This is a genomic window from Brevundimonas kwangchunensis, assembly GCF_039523815.1.
GTDB classification, from domain to species: Bacteria; Pseudomonadota; Alphaproteobacteria; order Caulobacterales; family Caulobacteraceae; genus Brevundimonas; species Brevundimonas kwangchunensis.
In genome coordinates this window covers 18986-39931 of record NZ_BAAAGA010000005.1, presented here as the reverse complement: position 1 = coordinate 39931, position 20946 = coordinate 18986, and the positions used below count along the sequence as shown (strand labels likewise).

Here is a 20946-nt window from a genome sequence, read left to right as displayed (position 1 = left end):
GGCCGGTGCGTCTCACCTCGTGAAACGGACGTGGCCTATCCGGGAAGATAGTTTCCAAGGTATTACCGATGATTGAGGGGATGTTCGGTCAACGGCCGAACGTTGCATGGTTGTTGGAACCGGCTCTGGCCGGTGATGCGGGTGGGTTCGGGAAATGTCGACTGTCAAGATGCGCGCCGCTGCGCGCCGTTCGTCTGCGCGCAATCCGGGTCGCCGGATGCGCAATGGCCTTCTCGGCTCGACCGCACTGATCGCCGCGGCGTTCGCCGCCTCCGGGGCCATGGCGCAAACGACGATCGTCGCTCCAAGCGGCGGCGGCGTCATCACCCGAACGACCGGATCCAACCCTTCCGTGACCAATCAGACTGCCGGCGGCGGCGGCATTGTGCTGACGGGCGTATCCCAGAGCACGGACCTCACGGTTAACGGGGTCCAGATCAACAACACGACAGGGACGCCCACGGCGAATGCCCTTGAAGTGAGGGGCCTGACGGGCGGTCTGAACAGCACCGGCGTGCTGTTCACCGGCGCCAGCGGGCTGACGACGACGACAAGCGGGGGTTCGGCCTTCTTTGCCCAGACCAACGCCAACATGGGTGTCACGTTCGCCAGCGGCGGTTCGGTGTTCACCGGCTCATACGGCCTGAACCTTAACGCGCCCTCCGGCTATGTGTCGCTGGATTCGACGGGCTACAACCAGTCATTCGTGGGGAACGGCTCGGCAGTAGCAGGCATCAACATCCTCTCGGCCATCAACGCCGGCATCTCGATCGGCGGGTCTTCGATCACGGGCTTCGACACGGGCGTCAACGCGACGAATCTTTTCGGGTCCGGGTTCGTGTCGACAGGCGGCGTCATCAACGCCACGTCCACCGGCATCCGCTTGAATGCGACCGGCGGCCAGAACTCGGTCGACTCGCAAAGCGCGATTACCGCACTGACCGGAATCCATTCCACAGCTGTCGGCAATGTCACCGATACGACGACGATCATCACCCGCGGCGCGGGCACGATCAACAGCACCGCGATCGGAACCGGCACCGGCGTCCTCGTCGCCTCGGCGGGCAAGGTCAATGTGACGATCGGCGCAGACCTGGGTCTGGGCTCACATTTCGCGACGGGCATATCGGCCGTGAGCGCGTCGGGCATCACCGGCAATCAGATCAATATCAACGCTCACACGCGCGGCGTTACGGGCGTGGCGACGGGGGCGGGCGCCTTCGTGACCACCGTGGGTGCTTCAGGTGAAATCAACGGCATGACCGCCGGCGGCTTTGGCGTCGATGATTTTGGCGGCGGCTCCATCATCAACAACGGGAACATCTACGCCCAAGGGACCGGCGTCCGCCTGCAGGCCGGTGGTTCGGTCACCAACAACAGCACCCTGACTGGCGCCGGCGGCACGGCGATTGCGCTGACGGGGTCGGATGCCGCCACTGTGACCCTAGCCAACGGCTCCACCACGACCGGAACGATAGTCTCGACCGGTTCCGGCGCGAGGAACCTCACCCTCGCCGGGATTTTCGATGGCGCCCTCGACGCAACCGGCGCGACCGGAGCGGTGAACCTGACGGTGAACACCAGCGCCACCGGCTACAACCTGCTGCGCGCCGGCACGGGCGCGGACAGCCTGACTTTCGCGGGGACGGGGACGCGCTCCTTCAGCGTCGACAACCTCGGCGGCTGGGAAACGGGCGCCTTTACCGGCGGGAACTGGACGCTCACCGGCACCGGCAACCAGACCAGCTTCACCTCGGGACTGACGATCAACGGCGCAGCCCTGTCGATCAGCGACACCCTGCAGCTGCAGGGCGCGACCAGCCTGACCATGACGGGCGGCGGCTCGATCACGACCACGTCGTCGATCTCAAACACACGCGGCATCAACCTGTCCGGCGCTGGCAGCCTCGGCGTCGCCGCGAGCCGGACGCTGACCCAGTCGGGCGTCGTCAGCGGCGCGGGGACCCTGACCCTGAACGGGCCGGGTACGCTGATCCTGTCGGGGAACAACACCTACACGGGCGGCACTGTCGTCAACTCCGGCATACTGCAACTGGCCTCGACAACCGCCGCCGGCACGGGCGTGATCCGGATGATCGATCCGCAGATCAACTTCGCGGCCTCCGGCACGTACAACAACGCCATCTCGCTGGAGGTCGCGGACGGCCAGCAGGCTGCGGATCCCACGATCCTCAACAATACCTCGGGCGGGACGGTGACCCTTGCGGGCCGGATCTACGAGACGACCGGCGTCGGCGGCGCGAACCAGTACGTCACCTTCAGCGGCGGCACGTTCAGCCTGACCAACAATACGAACAGCTGGGGTGGCGTGAGCCGCATCAACAGCGGCTCGACGGTCATGGTCCAGTCGGGCGGCGTGAACGGGCTGTCGGGCGGCTCGATCGTCAACAACGGCACGCTCTACTACCTGAACAACACTGCGGGCACGGTGGCGCAGGCCATTTCCGGCTCGGGCGCCATCCAGATCGGTTCGACCGCACCGGTGACCTTCTCGGGCGCTCTCACGACGACCGGCACGTTCGAGGTCTCGGGCGGCGCCGCTTCCGCCGTGATCGCCGGCAGCCGTTCGGGCGCGAATGGCACGGCCGCCGTCGTCAGCGGCGCGAATAGCAGCCTGAGCGTCGCGAACGGCGGCTCGATCGTGGGCGGCGGGCAGCTCGGCGTCCACATGTACGGAATCGGCTCGACGCTCAGCAACCTCGGCTCGATCACCAACAGCGGCGTCAGCAACGCCATCGGCGCCGCCGTCTACGTGCAGGCGACCAGCGGCACGAATACGGTCAACAACGGTTCCTCCAGCGATACCGGCGCGGGCTCGATCATCCGCGGCTACAACGCGGGTATCCGGCACGACCTGTCCACCGGTGGCTTGCTGGTGGTCAACAACTACGGACACATCCGCGGCGACATCTACAATGGTATCGAGAATTCCACCGGCGGACTGACAGTCAACAATTTCAGCGGCGGCTATATCTGGACCCTGCTCGGCAACGGAATATCCAGCAACTCCACCTCGGCCGTCAGCGTGACCAACGCCGGCATCATCGGGCGTGATCCGACCGACACGACGACCGTCGGCAGCTACGCCGTGACGACGAACGGGGTGTTGACCCTGAACAACCAGGCTGGCGGCCAGATGCACGGGACGCTCGGCGGGGTTCAGTCCAACGCGGCTGGAGCCTCGATCACCAATGCGGGCACGATCACGGGCAACTCGGGCATCCTGCTGGCGTCGGGCGGATCCGTCACCAACCAGGGCGGCGGGATCATCCTCGGCACCAACGGCTACGGGATTGATTCCAACGCCGGACTGATCCTGAACAACAGCGGGATCATCCGGTCGGTCGGCGGCGCGGGAACGGCTGTCGACACCCTTGGCGTCTCCACCCTCACCAACAACGCCGGCGGCGTGATCGCGGGCCAGTTCAACGGCCTGACCCTCGCGGGCGGGATCAACACCGTCGTCAACAACGGCGTGATCGCGGGCTTCCAGAACGGCGTCTCCGGCTCAGCCTTCTCGCACGGGATCACCAACTCGGGCGTCATCGTCGCAGGCTATGTCACGGACGCCACCACGACCCTGGCGCAGGCGGACCGGAGCAGCGTTCCGGTCACGGCCTACGGCGTCAACCTGACCAGCGGTGGGACGGTGACCAACCTCGCCGGGGGTGCGATCGCGGGCCGGGGTGCAGGCGTCCGCCTGACCAATGGCGGCACGGTGACCAACGCCGGCCTGATCGACTCCGACGGCGTGGCGACGGCCGACGCCGGGATCCGGCTTGTCAGCGGCGGAACCGTTAGCAACCAGCTCGGCGGCGTGATCACCGGAAACGTCAATGGCATCAGGTCCGACGCCGGGACTGTCAGCGTCAACAATGCGGGCTCGATCAGCGGCGGCGTTGAAGGTCTGCTGGTGTTCGGCCAGCTGGGTCTGACGAATACCGGCTCGATCAATGGCCAGACCTATGCGGGCGTCACCTTCGATGCGGCCAGTTCCGTCGACAACTACGGGTCGATCACCAGCACCGGGGGCTTCTACGGCCTCTACAACGCCAGCACGTCGGGCACGACGACGATCACCAACCGCTCGGGCGGACTGATCACAGGCGCAATGGGCGGCATCCTGCTGAACGCCGGGACCACCGTGATCGATCTGCAGGCGGGTTCGACAACGGGAAGGATCGTCAGCAATGGCGCGGGTACGCGCACGGCGAGCCTCGCGGGCGATCTGACAGGCGATTTCGACATGTCGTCGAACACGGGCGTCGATACCGTGACGCTGGCGGCGACCGGCTCCATGACCAACGCGTTGCTCGGCGGCGGCGCCGACACATTCACCTGGCAGGGCGGTTCGTTCTCCGGCTCGATCGACGGCGGCGCGGCAAGCGACAATTTCATCAGCGCCCTGGGCGGCGCTTCGGCCTCGCTGAACCTGTCCAACGTGCTGAACTTCGAAACCCTCAACCACCTGTCCGGGACCGCGACCCTGACCGGGAATGGCTCCTTCTCAGGCGGAACGGCCGTCCAGGGCGGCACGCTGATCGTCAACGGCGCCCTGCAGTCGCTGACCTCGGTCAGCAGCGGCGCGACCCTGAGTGGCGGCGGTTCGATCACCGACGCTGTCATGGTTCTGAACGGCGGTATCCTTGCAAACACCCAAGGCTCCACCCTGACCATGGGGTCGCTGTCGCTCAACTCGGGTTCGGCGATCAACGCGACCTTCAACGGCGCAGGCGGCCCGGCGCTGTTCGCGGTTACCGGCAACCTGACGCTGGACGGCACGGTCAATATCGCAAGCACCGGCGCCTTCGGCATGGGCGTCTATGGCCTGATGACCTACGGCGGCGCCCTGACCGACAACGGCCTGCTGATCGGCACGACTGCGGCGGGCACGCAGCGCCTGACGGTCCAGACCTCTGTGGCCGGTCAGGTGAACCTTGTGCACGCCCCGAACGAACTCCTGTTCTGGGACGGCGGCAATGCGGGGCAGCACAACAACAACGCCGTCAACGGCGGCTCGGGAGTCTGGACCGCCGCAGGGTCCAATTGGACGGACGCGAACGGGCTCTTCAACGGCGCCATGACGCCTCAGCCCGGGTTCGCCATCTTCCAGGGCGTCGGCGGCACGGTCACGGTCGACGACTCGGCCGGCGCCGTGGGTGTGACCGGCATGCAGTTTGCGGCCAACGGTTACACGGTTCAGGGCGATGCGCTTACCCTGGCGGCGCCGAGCACCACGGTGCGGGTCGGCGATGGCACGGCGGGAAGCGCCGGCTGGTCGTCCAAGATCGCATCGGCGCTGGTCGGCTCAGGTGGTCTGGTGAAGACCGATCTCGGCACGCTGATCCTCACGGGGGAGAATAGCTATACCGGCAGCACCACCGTCAATGCGGGCGTTCTACGTGTCGGCAACGGCGCCGGGGCGGGATCTTTCGTCGGCTCGGCGGTCTTGGCCAATGGCGCCGGGCTGACCTTCTCGCGCAACGACCATCACAGCTTCAGCAATGCAGTGAGCGGAACCGGCTCCGTCACCGTCGATGGTATCGCGGCGCTCACGGGAGCCATTACCGCCAGCGGCGGCGTCAGCGTCACGGCCGGCTCCACGGCGACCCTGTCTGATGTCAGTATCGCCGGCTCTAACGCGGTGCTGGCGGGCACGGCCGCCACCGTGAACGTCGCCGCGGGCGGAACCATCTCCAGCCTCTCCGGCACGGCGATATGGGCCCAAGGCGCGACCGGCACGATCAACAACGCCGGGTCGGTCACGGGCGGTGGAACCGGCGTGGCGATCTTCGCGTCCGGCGCGCTGACCCTCGCCAATACCCCGGGAGGATCAATCCTCGGCCACTTCGCCGTTTCGGCGAATGGCGATCTGAACCTGACTAACGCAGGCTCGATATCTGCGAGCATCGCGAGCTTCAACAACTCGGGTATTTACGCCGGTGGTCAGGGAACGATTACCAACACCGGCTCGATCCTCTCAGGCACCAACGCGATCTACACGCAAGGTCGGGGCGATCTGACGAACAGCGGTCTGATCCGCGGCGGCGGCGCGGCGTCGACCGTCCGCTTCGTCGGCGCAAACGCGACCGTGAACAATTCGGCGACCGGCGAGATCAATACGACCGGGACCGGAACAGGGGTCTATCTCGATGGCGCCAACGCGTCCGTTACGAACGCCGGTCTGATCCGGGGCGGCAATGCTGTCTGGCTCGTCGGCGGCGGAACCCTAACCAATAGCGGGATGCTGACAGGCTCCCTCGGTTCGGCCGTGGTTTCAGCTGGCGGCAGCGTCAGCAACCTCGCTGACGGCGCGATCAACGGGGTCAGCAACGGCGTTAACTTCAATGTGGGTGGCGGCTCGGTCACGAACGCCGGCTCCATCACCGGCACGGGCGCCAACGGCATAATCTTCAACGCCGGCGGCTCGTTGACGAACACGGGAACCATCAGCGGCGCCCTGCAGGGGGTCCGTTCGCTCGCAGGATTGGGCCTGACCTCTTCCGGCACGATCACCGGAACGGGCGGAACGGCGGTCGAGAGCGTCGGCGCATTCAGCGACAGCCTGACCTTCCTGGCAGGCTCGACCACGAATGGCGCGATCCTGTCAGGCGACGGCGCCGACACGATCTCGCTGGCCGGCGTCGTGAACGGCCTGGTCAATGCCGGCGACGGCGCAGACACCGTCACCCTGTTCGACACCGGCAGCGTCAGCGGCCTGATCGACGGCGGTGCAGGCGTGGACGCCTTCATCCTCGACGGCGCCGGCGCCGGCTCGCTGAACATCGGCAACGTCGTCAACTTCGAAAGCCGCGCCAAGACCGGCGCCGGCGTTTGGACCCTGACGGGCGTCGATGCGGCAGCGGTGGACTGGGCCGTCAATGGCGGCGTTCTCGCCGTCTCCGGCGGTTCGGCGATCCATGACAGCGCCTCGGTCGGCATCGGCGCCGGCGGCACGCTGCGACTTCTCGGTGAGGAGACCATCGGCGGGCTGAGCGGCTCGGGTCTGGTCGATCTGGGCCTCAACGCCAGCCTGACGATCGGCGGCGGCTCCAGCAGCTATGCCGGCGTGATCGGCGGAACGGCCGGCAATGTGGCGATCGCCAGCGGCGCCACGTTGGGTCTGGGCGGAGCGAACACCTACACCGGAACGACCTCGGTGCTGGGGACCCTGCGTCTGGACGCGTCGGACGTGCTGTCCGACCTGTCGACGCTGACGATCGCTGCGGGCGGCGCCGTCGACATGCAGGCGTTCAACGACACCGTGGTTCGCGCCAACATCAACGGCGCACTGAATGGCACGGGCACGCTGACGGCGGGCCAGTATGTGCTGAACGGCGGCACGGTGAATGCAAACCTCGGCGCAGGTCTGCTGACCCAGGCGGGTGGCGCTTCGGTGCTGAACGGCGCGGCGGCGGCCGGCACGGTATTCGTCACCGGCGGCACGCTGGCTTTGGGCGCTTCGGAGCGGCTGTCGGATGCCGCCACCCTGTTCGTTGACACGGGCGCGGTTCTGGATCTGGGCGCGTTCAACGAGACGGTGGGCGTCGCCTCTCTGGTCGGGACGCTGAACGGCTCCGGGACGCTGACGGCAGCCGAGATCGAACTCAACGGCGCGACGGTGAATGCCAATCTCGGCGCCGGGCGGTTGGTCAACTTCTCGGGTGTCTCGACCCTGAACGGGACGTCGGCCGCGGGCACGGTCGTGGTTGCTGACGGCACGCTGGTGCTGGGCGCCGCAGACCGGCTTTCGGACGCCGCTACCGTGTCGGTGGCAAGCGGCTCGGTCCTCGACCTGGGCGCCTTCAACGAGACGGTGGGGCTGCTGGGCCTCTCGGGCGCGCTGAACGGCACGGGCACGCTGACGGCGGGTCGTTATGAGCTGACCGGCGCGACGGTGAACGCCAACCTCGGCGCGGGCGATCTGGTGCAGCTGTCGGGTTCGTCGGTGCTGAACGGGACGTCGGCCTCGCAGCTGATCAGCGTCGCCGGCGGCACGCTGGGCCTCGGCGCGGCGAACCGCCTGTCGGATACCGCCACGGTGGTGGTCGGCAGCGGCGCCGCTCTGAACCTCGGCGCCTTCAACGAGACCGTCGGCCTGCTCGGCCTGTCGGGCGCGCTGAGCGGCACGGGCACGCTGACGGCGGGTCGTTATGAGCTGACCGGCGCGACGGTGAACGCCAACCTCGGCGCGGGCGATCTGGTGCAGGTGTCGGGTTCGTCGGTCCTGAACGGGACGTCCGCCTCGCAACTGATCAGCGTCGCCGGCGGCACGCTGGGCCTCGGCGCGGCGAACCGTCTGTCGGATACCGCCACGGTGGTGGTCGGCAGCGGCGCCGCTTTGAACCTCGGCGCCTTCAACGAGACCGTCGGCCTGCTCGGCCTGTCGGGCGCGCTGAGCGGCACGGGCACGCTGACGGCGGGTCGTTATGAGCTGACCGGCGCGACGGTGAACGCCAACCTCGGCGCGGGCGATCTGGTGCAGGTGTCGGGTTCGTCGGTCCTGAACGGGACGTCCGCCTCGCAACTGATCAGCGTCGCCGGCGGCACGCTGGGCCTCGGCGCGGCGAACCGCCTGTCGGATACCGCCACGGTGGTGGTCGGCGCCAATGGCGCTCTGAACCTTGGCGCATTCAGCGAGACGGTGGGGCTGCTGGGCCTGTCGGGAACGCTGAACGGCACGGGCACGCTGACGGCGGCGGAGACGCAGCTCACCGGAGCCACGGTCAACGCCAACTTGGCGGGCGACCGCCTGTTCAACATGTCGGGCGTCAGCACCCTGAACGGCACGGCGGCGCAGAGCCTCGTCTCCGTGCAGGGCGGCACGCTGCGTCTGGGCGCCTCCGAGCGTCTGTCGGACACGGCGACGGTTTCGGTCTCGCAGGGGGCCACCCTCGCTCTCGGCGCCTGGATGGACCGGATCGGCAGCCTCTACGGCATGGGCGACGTCACCGTCGGCTCGGCCGGTCGTCTGACCGTCAGCGGCGAGTCCGGCTTCGGCGGCCGTCTGAGCGGCGCGGGCGCCCTGTGGCACACGGGCGGGCTGTTCACGCTGCTGGGCGATCACTCGATCGGCTCGATCGTCAACCAGGGCGGCGAGCTGCGCTTCGTCGGCTCCACCACCGGCACGATGTCGATTGCCGGCGGCTCCCTGACGGGTGGCGGCACGATTGGCGGCAATCTGGTGGTCTCGAGCGGCGGCGTCCTGTCGCCGGGACTGTCCGGACAGCAGAACGGCATCGGCGGTTTCACTGTCGGTGGGCTGACGCTCACCGGCGGGCGTCTGAACCTTGATGTCACGGGAACCGCGGCCGGCAACCTGATCGATCAGATCCGGGTGCTGGGCACGGCGACGCTTACGGGCGGTACGGTGGCGCCGACCTTCCAGGGGGGCGTGACGGACTTCAACTTCGCCACCCGCTACCTGTTCGTGCAGGCCGACCGTCTGGTGGGCGCCTTCTCAAACGGCTCGGAGTTCACGGCGGCGCAGCAGAACGGCCTGTACTGGCGCGTGCGCTACGACCTGATGCCCAACAGCGCGGTGATCGAACTGCGGCAGCTGACGGACTTCGGTCCGGGCGCGACCGGCAGCGACAACCAGCGTGCGGTGGGCGACGCCCTGACCGGCGGCCAGATCAACGCCTCGGACGACTATGCGGCCGTCCTGTCGGTGTTCGTCGGCCTGTCGGACGCCGAACGCAAGACGGCGCTGGACAACATCTCCGGCGAGGCCCTGACGGATGTGACGACCTCGGCCTTCGCGGCCAACGATCACTTCCTGCAGACGGTCCAGGCGCAGGGCTTCAGGGGCGACGAGAGCGGACGCTCGCTCAGCTTCGCCAGCCAGCTGTCGCTGTCGTCGGGCGCCAATACTCCGGCCGGTCAGCTGGCCGGCGTGCTGAGCGCCTATGATCCGGGCGCGGCGCAGGGCGGCGCGCAGGGCGGCTGGGTCTCGGTCTTCGCCGGCGACCAGCGGCTTGAAGGCAAGGCCGGACAGGCGACGGTCGACAGCCGCATCAACGGCTTCGCCGGCGGCTATGGCGTCTCGCGCGGCGACTGGACGATCGGGGGCGCCGCCGGCGTCTCGCGAATGGAAGGCGACGTCGTGGCCCGCGGCTCCAGCTACGAGTCGGACATCAGCCACGGTGCGGCCTTCGCCCGCTATGACGACGGCCAGTGGGTCGCCGATCTGACGGGCGTGGTCTATGGCGGCGACGCCGATACCTGGCGTTCGGTCGCCGTCGGCGCCCTGCGCGCCACGGCCATCGGCAACACCCACGCCGAGGGTCAGGCCCTGTCGGCGAGCGTGTCGCGTCGCTACCGCTTCGCGGACGAGGGCACGCTGGCCTTCGGCATGATGGGCACGGTCTCGAACGCTTCGGTCGACGGCTACACCGAGACCGGAGCGGGCGTCCTGTCGCTGCAGGTTTCCGGTCAGGAGCGTGACTGGCAGACCCTGCAGCTGAGCGCACGCGCGACGCAGCCCTATGAGGTCGACGGCCGCACCATGCGGATCTACGGCGGCCTCGGCGTTCTCGCGACCACGGGCGACCGTCAGACGACGGGCGACATGCGCTTCACCGGCGCACCGACCGGCTTCGGCTCCTTCGCCATCGAGGGCGCCGAAACGCCGCCGCTGGCCGGCGTCACCGATTTCGGCCTCGAGGTGGAGGCCGCGGACGGTGTCTCGGTGTCGGCCGGTTATCGCGGCGTGTTCAGCGAGCGCCTGACCGAGAACCAGATCGGGATGAAATTGAACGTACGCTGGTAAGCCGGGCTGCGTGGCCGAGAGGCGAGGGTTCAGGCGCTCTCGCCCAAGCGACCGATCAGGACCTGGCCGCGTTGAACCGCGTTTTCCGGTGCGATGAGGTGCGGCAGGATCACTTGATCCATGACCAGGAAGCTCTGGCGTCCTCTGCTCCCCCGCGCCTCCGCGCATAAGACAGGCCCGTGCGCAGGTCGCTGGCTCGTCCTCCTGGGCATCCTCGCACTCGCTTGGCTCGGTCACTGGGGCTGGAAAGAGCTGACGCGTCCTTGGGGTGCGCAGAAGATCGCCTTCGCCGAAGCCAGCCAGGAGTGCGACGCCTCAGGCCCCCTTCGGTACTGCGTGTATCGGGCCGCCAACGGTACGAACGGCGACGTGCTGTATCACCTTCACGGCCGCAGACTTGATGAGCGGATCTGGAACGACGACACCTATCTGACCGCCATGATTCAGGCGCAGTGGCAGGAAACGGGCGTGACGCCGCCAACCGTGATCACCCTGTCCTATGGAGACACATGGCTTCTGACGCCCAAAGGCGAGCGCGAGGACAGCGGCTTGTTGGAAGACCTGATGGGAAGGCTGCCGGAGATCGAGCGGATGATCGGCGCGCCGCAGCGGCGCATGCTCGTGGGAGAGTCCATGGGCGGCCTCAATGTTCTGATCGCCGGGCTTTCGAACCCCAACGCTTTCGAACGGATCGCCGCCCTCTGCCTTGGCGTCTATGCCGTGTCTCCTTTCGAGACCCTGTCGGTAAACCGGGAGCTCATCGAGCGGACGGGCGCCAGTCCAAAGATGGCGCTCGGAATCTGGATGCTCGCCCGAAAGTACCTCGCCAACGAGGATGAATGGCAGCGCGTCTCGCCGCTTGCGCTCATCGACCGCGCGGGCCCCCGGTCACCCGCACTCTATTTGTCGAACGGCTCTTACGATGCCTACGGCAACTACGAAGGGACGCGGCTCCTCGCCGAACGGGCGACGCGTCGCGGGGTCAGGACGGAGTGGCATCCCTTGTACGGGGGACATTGCGCCACCGACATCAAGTCGTTGGCCGCGTTCCTGGCGACTTGAGTGCCGACTGGCTAAGATCGCTCGTCTCGACGCCAACTGAGCCCACCCATTTCCCAACCCGGTCATCACGAACTCCGGGTTCGAAGTGGAAGCGGCGGCTCCCGGGGCAGTCCGCTCCTGGGCGGCGGATCAACGTCCGCAAGTGGCGCAGGCCTGACGGGATAGGAGTATTATCCGCCAAGGCAGGGAGGCCATCCGTTGGAGGTTGGCCATGCGCCAGTCTGACCTGTTCATCATTCCTCGTCGCCCTTGGAACGCGGGGCGTCTCATCGGACCGAAAGCTCCGCTGAAGCCGAAGCACATCTGGGCGATCCGACAGCAGCTCAAGGTCGCCAAGCGCGTTCGCGACCTCGCGATGTTCAACTGCGCGCTCGATGCAAAGCTCAGAGCGTGCGACCTAGTGAAGCTCCGCGTGAGTGACGTCGCGCCCGGAGGGTCGCTGAGGGTCCGCTCGACCGTCATCCAGCAGAAAACTGGCAGGCCGGTGCCCTTCGAGATCACAGAGCCTGCCCGAGATGCGATCGCGGTCTGGTTAAAGCTTCGTGGGCAGCGGGATGACGACTGGCTGTTCCCTAGCCGGAGCCATGCCGGCTGTCACATCGGCACTCGGCAGTACGCGAGATTGGTCGATAAGTGGATCCGACTGATTGATTTGGAGCCAGCGGCTTACGGCACGCACAGCCTTAGGCGGACCAAGGTGTCGTTGGTCTACAAAAAGACCGGTAACCTCCGCGCCTGTCAGTTGCTACTCGGTCATCGGAAGCTTGAAAGCACCGTCCGATATCTCGGCATCGAGGTGGACGATGCTCTGGAGCTCTCCGAACAAATCGACCTTTGACGCTAAGCCGGGTCCAGTCAACGGACCCGGCATTCATCCGCTATGGGTGGAAAGCGGACATTGCTCCTGTAGCCTACAGGCTCCCTCGGGACCTCAACTGGCGAAAACGTTCATGCGCTCTGCGGCTATCGCGGCTCTCACGCTCATACCGGCATTGGGTGCGTGCACGACGAATTGGTCCGAATATCCTTGGGCGGACACAGGGGACATGTGCACGGGAAAGATCATTGGGCCAGGAGTGCACCGAACCCTTCCTCCCATCCCTTCCGCAAATGGAACTGTGGCGGCCGTCAATGGAGTACCTCTGCCCGAGGGACTTCACTACCGCATTTCATTCTCAGGCAATCATGGATCGCAAACCATGACGACGAGAAGACCGGCCTTCTCCCTGTGCATCGAGAACCCTGAGGGGAAGGGCGACTACCACTGGTTTGCCGAGGTCAGAGAAAGCGCTACGGGTCCAATCATATTTCGATCTCCGGCTCCTCAGCCCTTCAAGGCCGCTGCACCCATCGTGGTCTTGGTGGATGCCCTTCCAGATTAGCGAGTAAGCGCTCGACGTCCGCAACGGGCGGGAGGCGAAAGTTGAGCCGAAGCTCCTTTGCGTTGCATAATGAACAATGCTTCGCGCACTTCGAATCTTCGTGGTTTTGAGCCTGTTCTGGCTGCCAGCCAGCCTTTCGCAAGCATGCGAGTTAGCAGTTCCCCGAAATCCCGGAGAAACCGAAGCCCACGCTTATGAACGCCTTTTCCGGGCTGACCAAGATCGCTATTGGGCTGAAGCTGATACGGTGTTTGTCGGCAAAATCGTCGGGAAGTATTGGCGCGGGCGACACATACAGGTGGAGGTACTGCCAAGGGCATCGTTCAAAGGCGACGCGGGATCGGGCGTGGTCACCTACGAACTTAGCGAACGTCAAGGCATTGAAATGCAGTGTGGCCAAGCAGCGTATCCGGAATTTGATCGAGCCGGACTGTTTTACGCTAGCGGCGAGGATGGCAGGCTAACGGTTCTAAGAATGCTCGGTCCCAACCACATTCGGAATGATTCTTTGAGAGCCCAGACAATCCATCAGTTGAGCCCGCTCGAACTGACGGACTGGAAGACGGAAAATCCGACGCCAAGCCGAGGCCCCCTGATATTTGCCTATCTGTTTGCTTTCTGCACCTTCATCGCTGGCTTGGCTTTGGGACGATTTTGGAGGCATGGCAACAAACGTGCTGCTCTCCAAGCCAACGACACCGGGGACCTTTAGGGCTTAACCTTGCGAACGTCCGCAACGGGTCGGTTTGCGAAGCACGCATCGCGCCGGAAAGCGGACCTCTGACTACGCTTGGAATGTCGTCTTTCCGATATGGTCCGCATGTCCGCTGTTGGCGCTTCTCCGACTGAACGTGGGTTCCGCAACGTGTGGAGAAGGCGAAATCAGGCTCGATGCGCCCGAGGCGAAAGATCGCCCCGGGCGCGGCCGGTCAGAGGGTCAATCCGCAGGCTCGGCGAATAGCGATCTGGACCGGCGAGGGTGGCGATGCCGGGTCGAACTCGGCCCGAGGAAGCAGGGGTGGCTGGGCCATAAAGCGCGGTTCAGTTCCTCGGTGCGCCTGCGCCGCATGAACGAGGAAAGGATGGCACAGGAACACCGTACCGGCAGGGCCTGTCGCCAGGCTGACCGGGCAATCGCGGGTGGAAGCAAAGCCGTCCGCCGCCAGCTGCCGCAGGGACGCACCCCGCTCGCCGTAAGGCAGGAGCTCGCGAGCGATCACGGAGTGTGATCCTCGTCGTATGCGGGTCGGCGCGTCATCGTCATCGACGTCGGACAGCAGAAAGAGCATCAGGAGCGCCCGTCGGCTGCTCTTGATGTTGGCCCTCCATTCCATGAAGTCGGGCGACTCGCCGAAGCTCACGTCGACGTGCCAACCATCGTCCCCCGCCGATAGCGGCGATGGAAAGCGTATCGGAAAGGTTCCGAGACCGAGTGGGGCAAGCCAGCGCCCATTGCCGACTAGCTGATCATAGGCCCTATGCAGCCGTGGGGTATTGGCCGCCTGAACAAAGGGCTCGGACGATTTGGACGCGACCCGGATCACAGGCTGCGTCCATTCTTTGGGGTCATCGGGGGACAGTCCGATCTCCGACCACAATTCGTCACGGCACCGGGCCGCGATATCCGCGCTGAACCCGTTGTCGAGCCTGACGAAGCCGTTGCTGATGAAGTCCTGGATCTGACCGTCGGTCAGACCTTCATGCTCATGATGAGGCACAGTTACTCTCCCTGGCCCTCTGCGGGCCGAATAATGATCTGAGCGGCGCCTGCAGGCACCGGGGCGAGCACGCCTCAGATCAGCGGGAAGAAGTCGGCCTTCATCATCATCCCTCGACTATGCCAGCGTTTGAAAGCGGGCGGCAAGCTGAGTGGCAGGGCGGCCTGTACACAGCGTCTGCCAAGGGACGGGAGTGCGCTCTCAAACGGAGCCCACCTGACGTCCGGTTCTCGGCAGCCAAGCAATGTCCGCTGATGGCGCGAAGTTGCCCTTCCCTACCCGGCCTGTTCCCGCCTCGTTCGCGAAACGCGCCTAACGGACATTGCGTGAACCGGACTGCTAGTTCGCACAGTGGCAGCACCTTTACGACTTTGGGCCGCGCATCATTCCGAGAAGCCCGTCCCGCGTTTTTCCGTTAATCCAAAATATTCCACGAAGCGCAACGGCCGGAACGATTACAAGAGCGAGCCAACCCTTCCAATCTTGCGGAGTATAGAAAGCCACGCTGAACAAGATAAATGCGAAGTACAGTATCAGAAATAAAATTCGGGAGAACCTCAACACTCAACCTCCAGATCCGCAGGGACGCGTCACAACACCCAGTCTAGCATTTCCTCCAACGAACACCGCAAAACCTCCTTGGAGACCGAGGAACTCGTCTTCTTCTTCGCGGAAACGTTGAGCCGCCATCCGGCGGCTCGATCCCGGTGCCAAGGTAGTCTCTCTTTGTCGTGCGTAACGTGCTTCTACCCCCGCATTGTCATACTGAGGCGCACCGAGCGCACCTGAAATCTCCCCCCCTTGAGTTACGAAAGCTCCGTTCACAAAGCGGCCACCTTCGAATCCCAGTCGGTATCGGATCGATGCAATATCGGCGCTACCTGAGACAGAAGCGATTCCGCGTGCACCCAACTTTCCTTCGGCGACACCGCCAACGACGCCCTCAACGCGGGCCACGGGACAAAAGTTATTCCTCACGAACCGCCTCCCCGTAACAACTACGTCTGAAAGGACGTGACCAAAATCTCCCTGATTGTCAGGCCCCGGGTTATAACCGCCGAACTGGCTATTCCCATCACCAGAGTTAACGGGTGGACACAGCCGAAGCCGACGACACATTCCTCCCCAGAGCACATCGCCTAGAGGCCAAGCCTTGTCCTCTTCCAGTCCCCACGGATCAGTCATGTTGACCGGATCTCCGCCGACGTATGCATAAAGGTTCGGCCCGTCGCCGTATCCAATGGGATCGTTTTGCAGGAAGCGCCCGAACTGGGGCGCATAGGCGCGGTTGCGATAGTTGTAGAGGCCCGGCTCGATGATTGCTTGGCCGGTGTACTGGAAGCGGTCGGAGTTGCCCTGCGCCGGCACGCCGTACTCGTCGTAGCGGTTGATGTTCAAGGTGTTCCCCGAGTCATCCGACAGATTGATCACCGACTGCCGCTCGTCGGCCGCCAGCCACATCCGCGTGCCCAGGCCCGCGCCGTGATAGGTCACGATCGGCTGGTCCAGCCCCGGTCCCGGGATGTGCCGCACCAGCATCGCGCCCAATGAGTTGTGCTCGCCGGTCAGCTGAGCTCCGGCGTACGACAAATGCGTACCCGAGCTGCTGGCTGAATACATTCGCCCGGCAGGGTCGTAGCTATAGCTGCTGGCGTTGGTGCCGATCAGACGCCCCGCTGCGTCGTGGGCGAAGCTGCGACCCAGCCCCGACGTAATGTTCTGGTTGGCGTCGTAGGTGACCGGCGTGCTCCAGATCGAGGTCACCTGGTTCAAACCGTTGATCGGGTACGCCGTCCCGCCGGTGACCGGGGCGTAGAGGTAGCCCGGGCTCCAGGTGGTCCGCTCCTTGATCTGGCCCGCTGCGTTCCAGCCGTAGCTGAAGGTCACGTCCCATGCGCCGCCGGCGAGGTCGTGGGACATCCCGGTCATGCGTCGGGCGGAATCATAGCCATAGTTGGTGGTGGTCCCGTTACCACGCGCGATGCCCGTCAGCTGACCAACGTCGCCGTAGCCATAGACCGCCAGCAGGCCGGGTCCCGAGGTCGCGCTGTTCTCGCGGATCGCGGTCACTGCGCCGTATGTGTCCCGGTCGTACTGGACGTGGAAGCTGTCCGGCCAAGTGATCCGCGTCATGCGGTTCGCCTGATCATACTGATAACTCATTGTGCCCAGAGGTCCGGCTTCCGAGGTCAGGTTCGACAGAGCGTCCCAAGCCCGTGTCAGGGTCTGACCGTTGCCGCTCACCGTCAGCACACGGCCCAGATTGTCGTGGGTCGTGGCGATGTCCATCGTGCCGGACGGCGCGTCCACCAGGGTCGGGCGGTTCAGGGCGTCGTAGGTCACCGTCGTCCACTGCCCCGCGCGATTGCGGCTGGAGGTGACATTGCCGGCCGGATCATAACTGACCTCGGTGTAGTCGGTGGTCGATGTCCCGCCGCCCGAAGCGTTAGGATAGCGCAGACGCGTTGGACGATTGAAGCCATCGTACTCCTGTACAGACACATTACCGTTGCCGTCGCTCATCGTCGCGACCTGGCCGTTAGCCGTGTAAGTCACGCTCTCGGTGATCGCCTCGGCCCGCCCCACTGCTGTGGTCGTCGTCAGCGGCCGGCTGGCCGCATCGTAGGTCATCTGCGCGATCCGATCCGGGCCGTCGCTGCCCGCCGTCGCCGCCGTACATGCGGACCCCGGCAGCGCCCCGAAGGTGGCCGGGTTCATACGCACGACCGTGCAGTCCACCCGACCGGCCGCATCGTAACTGATCTGAGAGACCGCCACCGTCGTTCCCGCGCCGGTCTGCTGGCGGCTCACGACAGGACGGCCGTAGGCGTCGTAGCCTGTCTCGGAGCGCAGCACCGGAGTGAAAGCGGCAAAGCTGGAATCCGAATAGTCAGCCGTGTTGCCGGTCTCGGCCACCGTCACCTGACCACGCGGGTTGTAGGTCATCCGCTGGGCACGATGTTGGCCCGCCCCGACGCCATCCGGGTCCGGACCGATCACGCCCGTCAGCTGACGAGCCGCGTCGTAGATATAACGCGTCGTATCCGCCGGACCCGGGAGCGGCCCGTCTACCGTCTCGACATCCCCGTTCGCCGTGTAGCTCAGCGCCGTCATCTCAGCCGCTGGCTGGACTCCGGAACCCCGGCTTATCAGCACCGGCTGCAGGTTGCTGGCGTTGCCCGGCGCGGCATAGGTCAGAGTCGTACGCACCTCGTCCGCCGTGCCACTGCAGCTGGAGCCAGTGGCGCAGACGTTGACCTGGGCAGGCAGTGTTACGGCGCTGGCCGCCGCTGAGATCAGGCCTGAACTGTTCTTGTAGTAGGCTGTCTGCGTCGCATAGCTTTAGCGCAGCTCCGGCCGGACACCGCCAGCGCCAGCCGCTGGAAGCGTGATCGTGGATGGACCGCCATGAACAGGATCCCAGACGTAATCCGTGACGTTGCCACGGGCGTCAGTGGTCGTCAGCGGCCGATTGCAGATGACCGGGTTGGCACACGTGGCGTTATAGGTGGCGGTCTCCACGATGGGTGAGCCGGATCCGTAGGGGATTGTCTTTGTCTGTGTGACATTGCCGCGGCCGTCGTAGCTGTACTCAACGGCCGCGCCGCTGACCTGAGCCTGTCGTTGAAGGCGCTGCTGAGAATCGTAAGTCTGCAGGATCGTCTCGCCGTAGGCGTTCTCGATTGAGAAGGGGCGCCCGACTCGCACGTCCGTGATGACTGTCAGCTTCTGACCCTGCGGGCCGTTGCTCACCGCTGTTCTCAGGATGCCGGAATCCGTGAAGCTGTAGGTCCAGGTCCCCGTAGCGTCAGTGACGCTTGCGACAGAGCCGTAGAGACTTCCGCTGCTTGGGCCGCTGTAGCTCAGGGCAACGTCGTCACTCGTGGATCCCGGGTGGCGGATTGCCGTCAGATTTCGGGGGGTGCCGCCATGGATGTACTGGGTTGTGCGCCCCGATTCATCCGTGGTCGCAGTGACATAGTCACCAACAGCTTGGGTATACGCAACGCTCGGCCAGGTCCGGGAATAGCTGCAGCTGAGGGCCGCGGGGGCGCAGTAGTCGACGGCGTTGTTGACGCCGGTCACGGTCGCAACGCCCAGCCAGTTGCCGATCCGGTTGGTCAGGGTCCCCGATGCGTTGATGTTGTTAGAGCGGTAGGTGTAGTGGAGCTCATAGCCATAGTTGTTGGTGATCGACTGGACACGCCGCACCGTCCCCCAGGTGATCTCGCTGGTCGTCGGGTTGACCGATCGGACGTAGGTCGCTGACGTGTAATGATACTGGCGACGCTCTCCGTTCGGGGCGATCACCTCTGTGATCATGCCCTTGTGGCTGCAGGTCCCGCCTGTCGCGCTGGCGCACAACGCGGTGTCGTACTTGACCACCAAGCCAGTTGAGGTCGTATACGTGTAGATCGTGCCCGCCACGGACAGGGTCGAGCCGTTGTTGCTGCGAGGGGTGTAGGTCGACCCCGACTGGTCGAACGTTTCCGAACGACCCTCAAATATTACGGTGGTTCCAGGGTAGGTCGCATTGCCGACGGCGAGTTGGCCCTGATTGGTTTCCCCCCAGGCGCCCCGGCCATGAACCAGCCCGCCGCTGCCGGGCTCGCCGATGACAACTTCGGATGCGCTCCACACATAGGCGCCCGTCACCATGTCGACGCCACGTTCGTCGATCGAGTAGTGCTCGGGAGCCACCGCGACCGTCAGGGTCTGAGCCATCGCAGATCCGGCGCCCAAGCTGACCGCCATAGCCGAAGCACTTGCGATCAGAGCCGCCCGCAGCCGCGAAGGCGCTCTGGACGGTTGATCCATTACTGCAGACCCGATCATTGACCGCCCTCCACGGTGTCCGCCGAAGCCGACCTCCATAGTTCCTCCCCCGAGCGCCCCAGCAGCCTCAAGGCGCCATCGTGGGCCAGTTCCAGCCGGGCATCATTCTCCAGCACGCCACCGAGAAGAAAACGCGCTTCGCCTTCGGCCGACACCTCGAACGCCGAGGCCAGTTCGGACGGGACGGGGGCGTTCGCCAGCCAGAGCTCCAGCCGCCCCGAGGGCCTAAACGCCAGGGAGTACTGTCCATCCGGAGATGTCAGGGCTTGGTGCGGCAGAAGAAGCTGATCCACCGGAATTCGGCGCAATGCCGTCCAATGAGTAACGCCGCTCTGCCCCCGCAGCGTCCGGTTATTGGCGTTGTCGTAGACGTAGCCCGCGGAGTTGGTTCCCGCCGACCCCGTCGTCGTTACCCCGACCAGCCGACCATTGGCGTCATAGGTGTAACCTTGGGTCGCCTAGCCCGCGGCGGCGCTGGCCAGTCCACTCGCCAGAACCAGTGCGCAAATTGCCGGAAATCTCATCAATCCCCCCTCGCTCTGGTTGAAACGTCGCTCAGGAGAGGCCAGCGAACAATGTACCAATCGGGCAGCCGAATTGCATAACTGTGGACAATCTATGCGATACATAATCGATCAATTACATGCGAAGTAATCTATATATTCCGGGCTTCTGAACAATTTTGGATTTCAGCACGAGCTCTCGGCGAGCTAACGGATTGCACGAACGCCCTCCAATCCAACGCCGTGGAAAACTCTCTCTTTGGTAGAAATTCGACCTTGTCGTCGGGATCGTTGCCACCGATAGTCGGGATCGAGTTCGGGGGATGTTCAAATGAAGCGACTTGCGGCCATTGCGGGTTTTCTGGTCAGTCTGACCAGCGCTACAGCCGCCACAGCTCAGGTCGGCCCAGGCCTCTCGGACCCCGCCGGCTCCGGCCCTATCGTCTCGGCGATGCAATGGTTGCAGGGCACCCTGCTGGGCACGGTCGCCACGGTCGTCGCCGTGATCGCCGTGGCCTGCGTCGGCTTCATGATGCTGACCGGCCGCATGAACTGGCGCTATGGCGGCGTGGTCATCCTCGGCTGCTTTATCCTGTTCGGCGCGGTGAGCATCGTCGCCGGCATCCGCTCCACCGCCGGCCTGGCGGGCTGAG

At 65.1% G+C, this 20946-nt stretch carries 9 protein-coding genes; 5 read left to right on the top strand and 4 right to left on the bottom strand.

Translation table 11 applies throughout. From position 1 onward, the window contains the following. Positions 1 to 154 precede the first annotated feature (154 nt). The 4 genes from ABDZ95_RS09245 (at position 155) to ABDZ95_RS09230 (ending at position 13948) form a co-directional block, all read left to right on the top strand. Entirely contained in the window at positions 155 to 10792 is a 10638-nt protein-coding gene (locus ABDZ95_RS09245; RefSeq protein WP_343792975.1) for an autotransporter-associated beta strand repeat-containing protein, read from the top strand. A 120-nt stretch (positions 10793 to 10912) separates the two neighbouring features. Then, a complete protein-coding gene (locus tag ABDZ95_RS09240; RefSeq protein WP_343792973.1) occupies positions 10913 to 11854 on the top strand; it encodes an alpha/beta hydrolase-fold protein in 942 nt (313 codons plus the stop codon). A gap of 211 nt (positions 11855 to 12065) precedes the next feature. Then, a complete protein-coding gene (locus tag ABDZ95_RS09235) occupies positions 12066 to 12692 on the top strand; it encodes a tyrosine-type recombinase/integrase (RefSeq protein ID WP_343792971.1) in 627 nt (208 codons plus the stop codon). A gap of 620 nt (positions 12693 to 13312) precedes the next feature. Next, the gene (locus ABDZ95_RS09230; RefSeq protein WP_343792969.1) at positions 13313 to 13948 is read left to right on the top strand and encodes a hypothetical protein; all 636 of its coding nucleotides are present in this window, start codon (positions 13313 to 13315) and stop codon (positions 13946 to 13948) included. 217 nt (positions 13949 to 14165) lie between these two features. Here the strand turns inward: ABDZ95_RS09230 and ABDZ95_RS09225 are convergent, their stop codons facing one another. The 4 genes from ABDZ95_RS09225 to ABDZ95_RS09210 all read right to left on the bottom strand — a co-directional run bounded on the left by ABDZ95_RS09225 (position 14166) and on the right by ABDZ95_RS09210 (position 20083). Next, positions 14166 to 14954, bottom strand: coding sequence for a phytanoyl-CoA dioxygenase family protein (locus ABDZ95_RS09225; RefSeq protein WP_343792967.1), 789 nt, complete (start codon positions 14952 to 14954; stop codon positions 14166 to 14168). Between the two features lie 564 nt (positions 14955 to 15518). Next, positions 15519 to 18164: an RHS repeat-associated core domain-containing protein gene (locus ABDZ95_RS09220; RefSeq protein ID WP_343792965.1), complete on the bottom strand. Its 2646-nt coding sequence runs from the start codon at positions 18162 to 18164 to the stop codon at positions 15519 to 15521. 132 nt (positions 18165 to 18296) lie between these two features. Next, positions 18297 to 19679 (bottom strand): hypothetical protein, encoded by a 1383-nt coding sequence (locus ABDZ95_RS09215; protein ID WP_343792962.1) that lies wholly within the window; start codon positions 19677 to 19679, stop codon positions 18297 to 18299. Between the two features lie 107 nt (positions 19680 to 19786). Continuing rightward, positions 19787 to 20083, bottom strand: coding sequence for a hypothetical protein (locus ABDZ95_RS09210; protein ID WP_343792960.1), 297 nt, complete (start codon positions 20081 to 20083; stop codon positions 19787 to 19789). 541 nt (positions 20084 to 20624) lie between these two features. On the opposite strand from ABDZ95_RS09210, the gene ABDZ95_RS09205 reads away from it, so the two are divergent. Further along, a complete protein-coding gene (locus ABDZ95_RS09205; RefSeq protein WP_343792958.1) occupies positions 20625 to 20945 on the top strand; it encodes a TrbC/VirB2 family protein in 321 nt (106 codons plus the stop codon). Position 20946 lies beyond the last annotated feature (1 nt).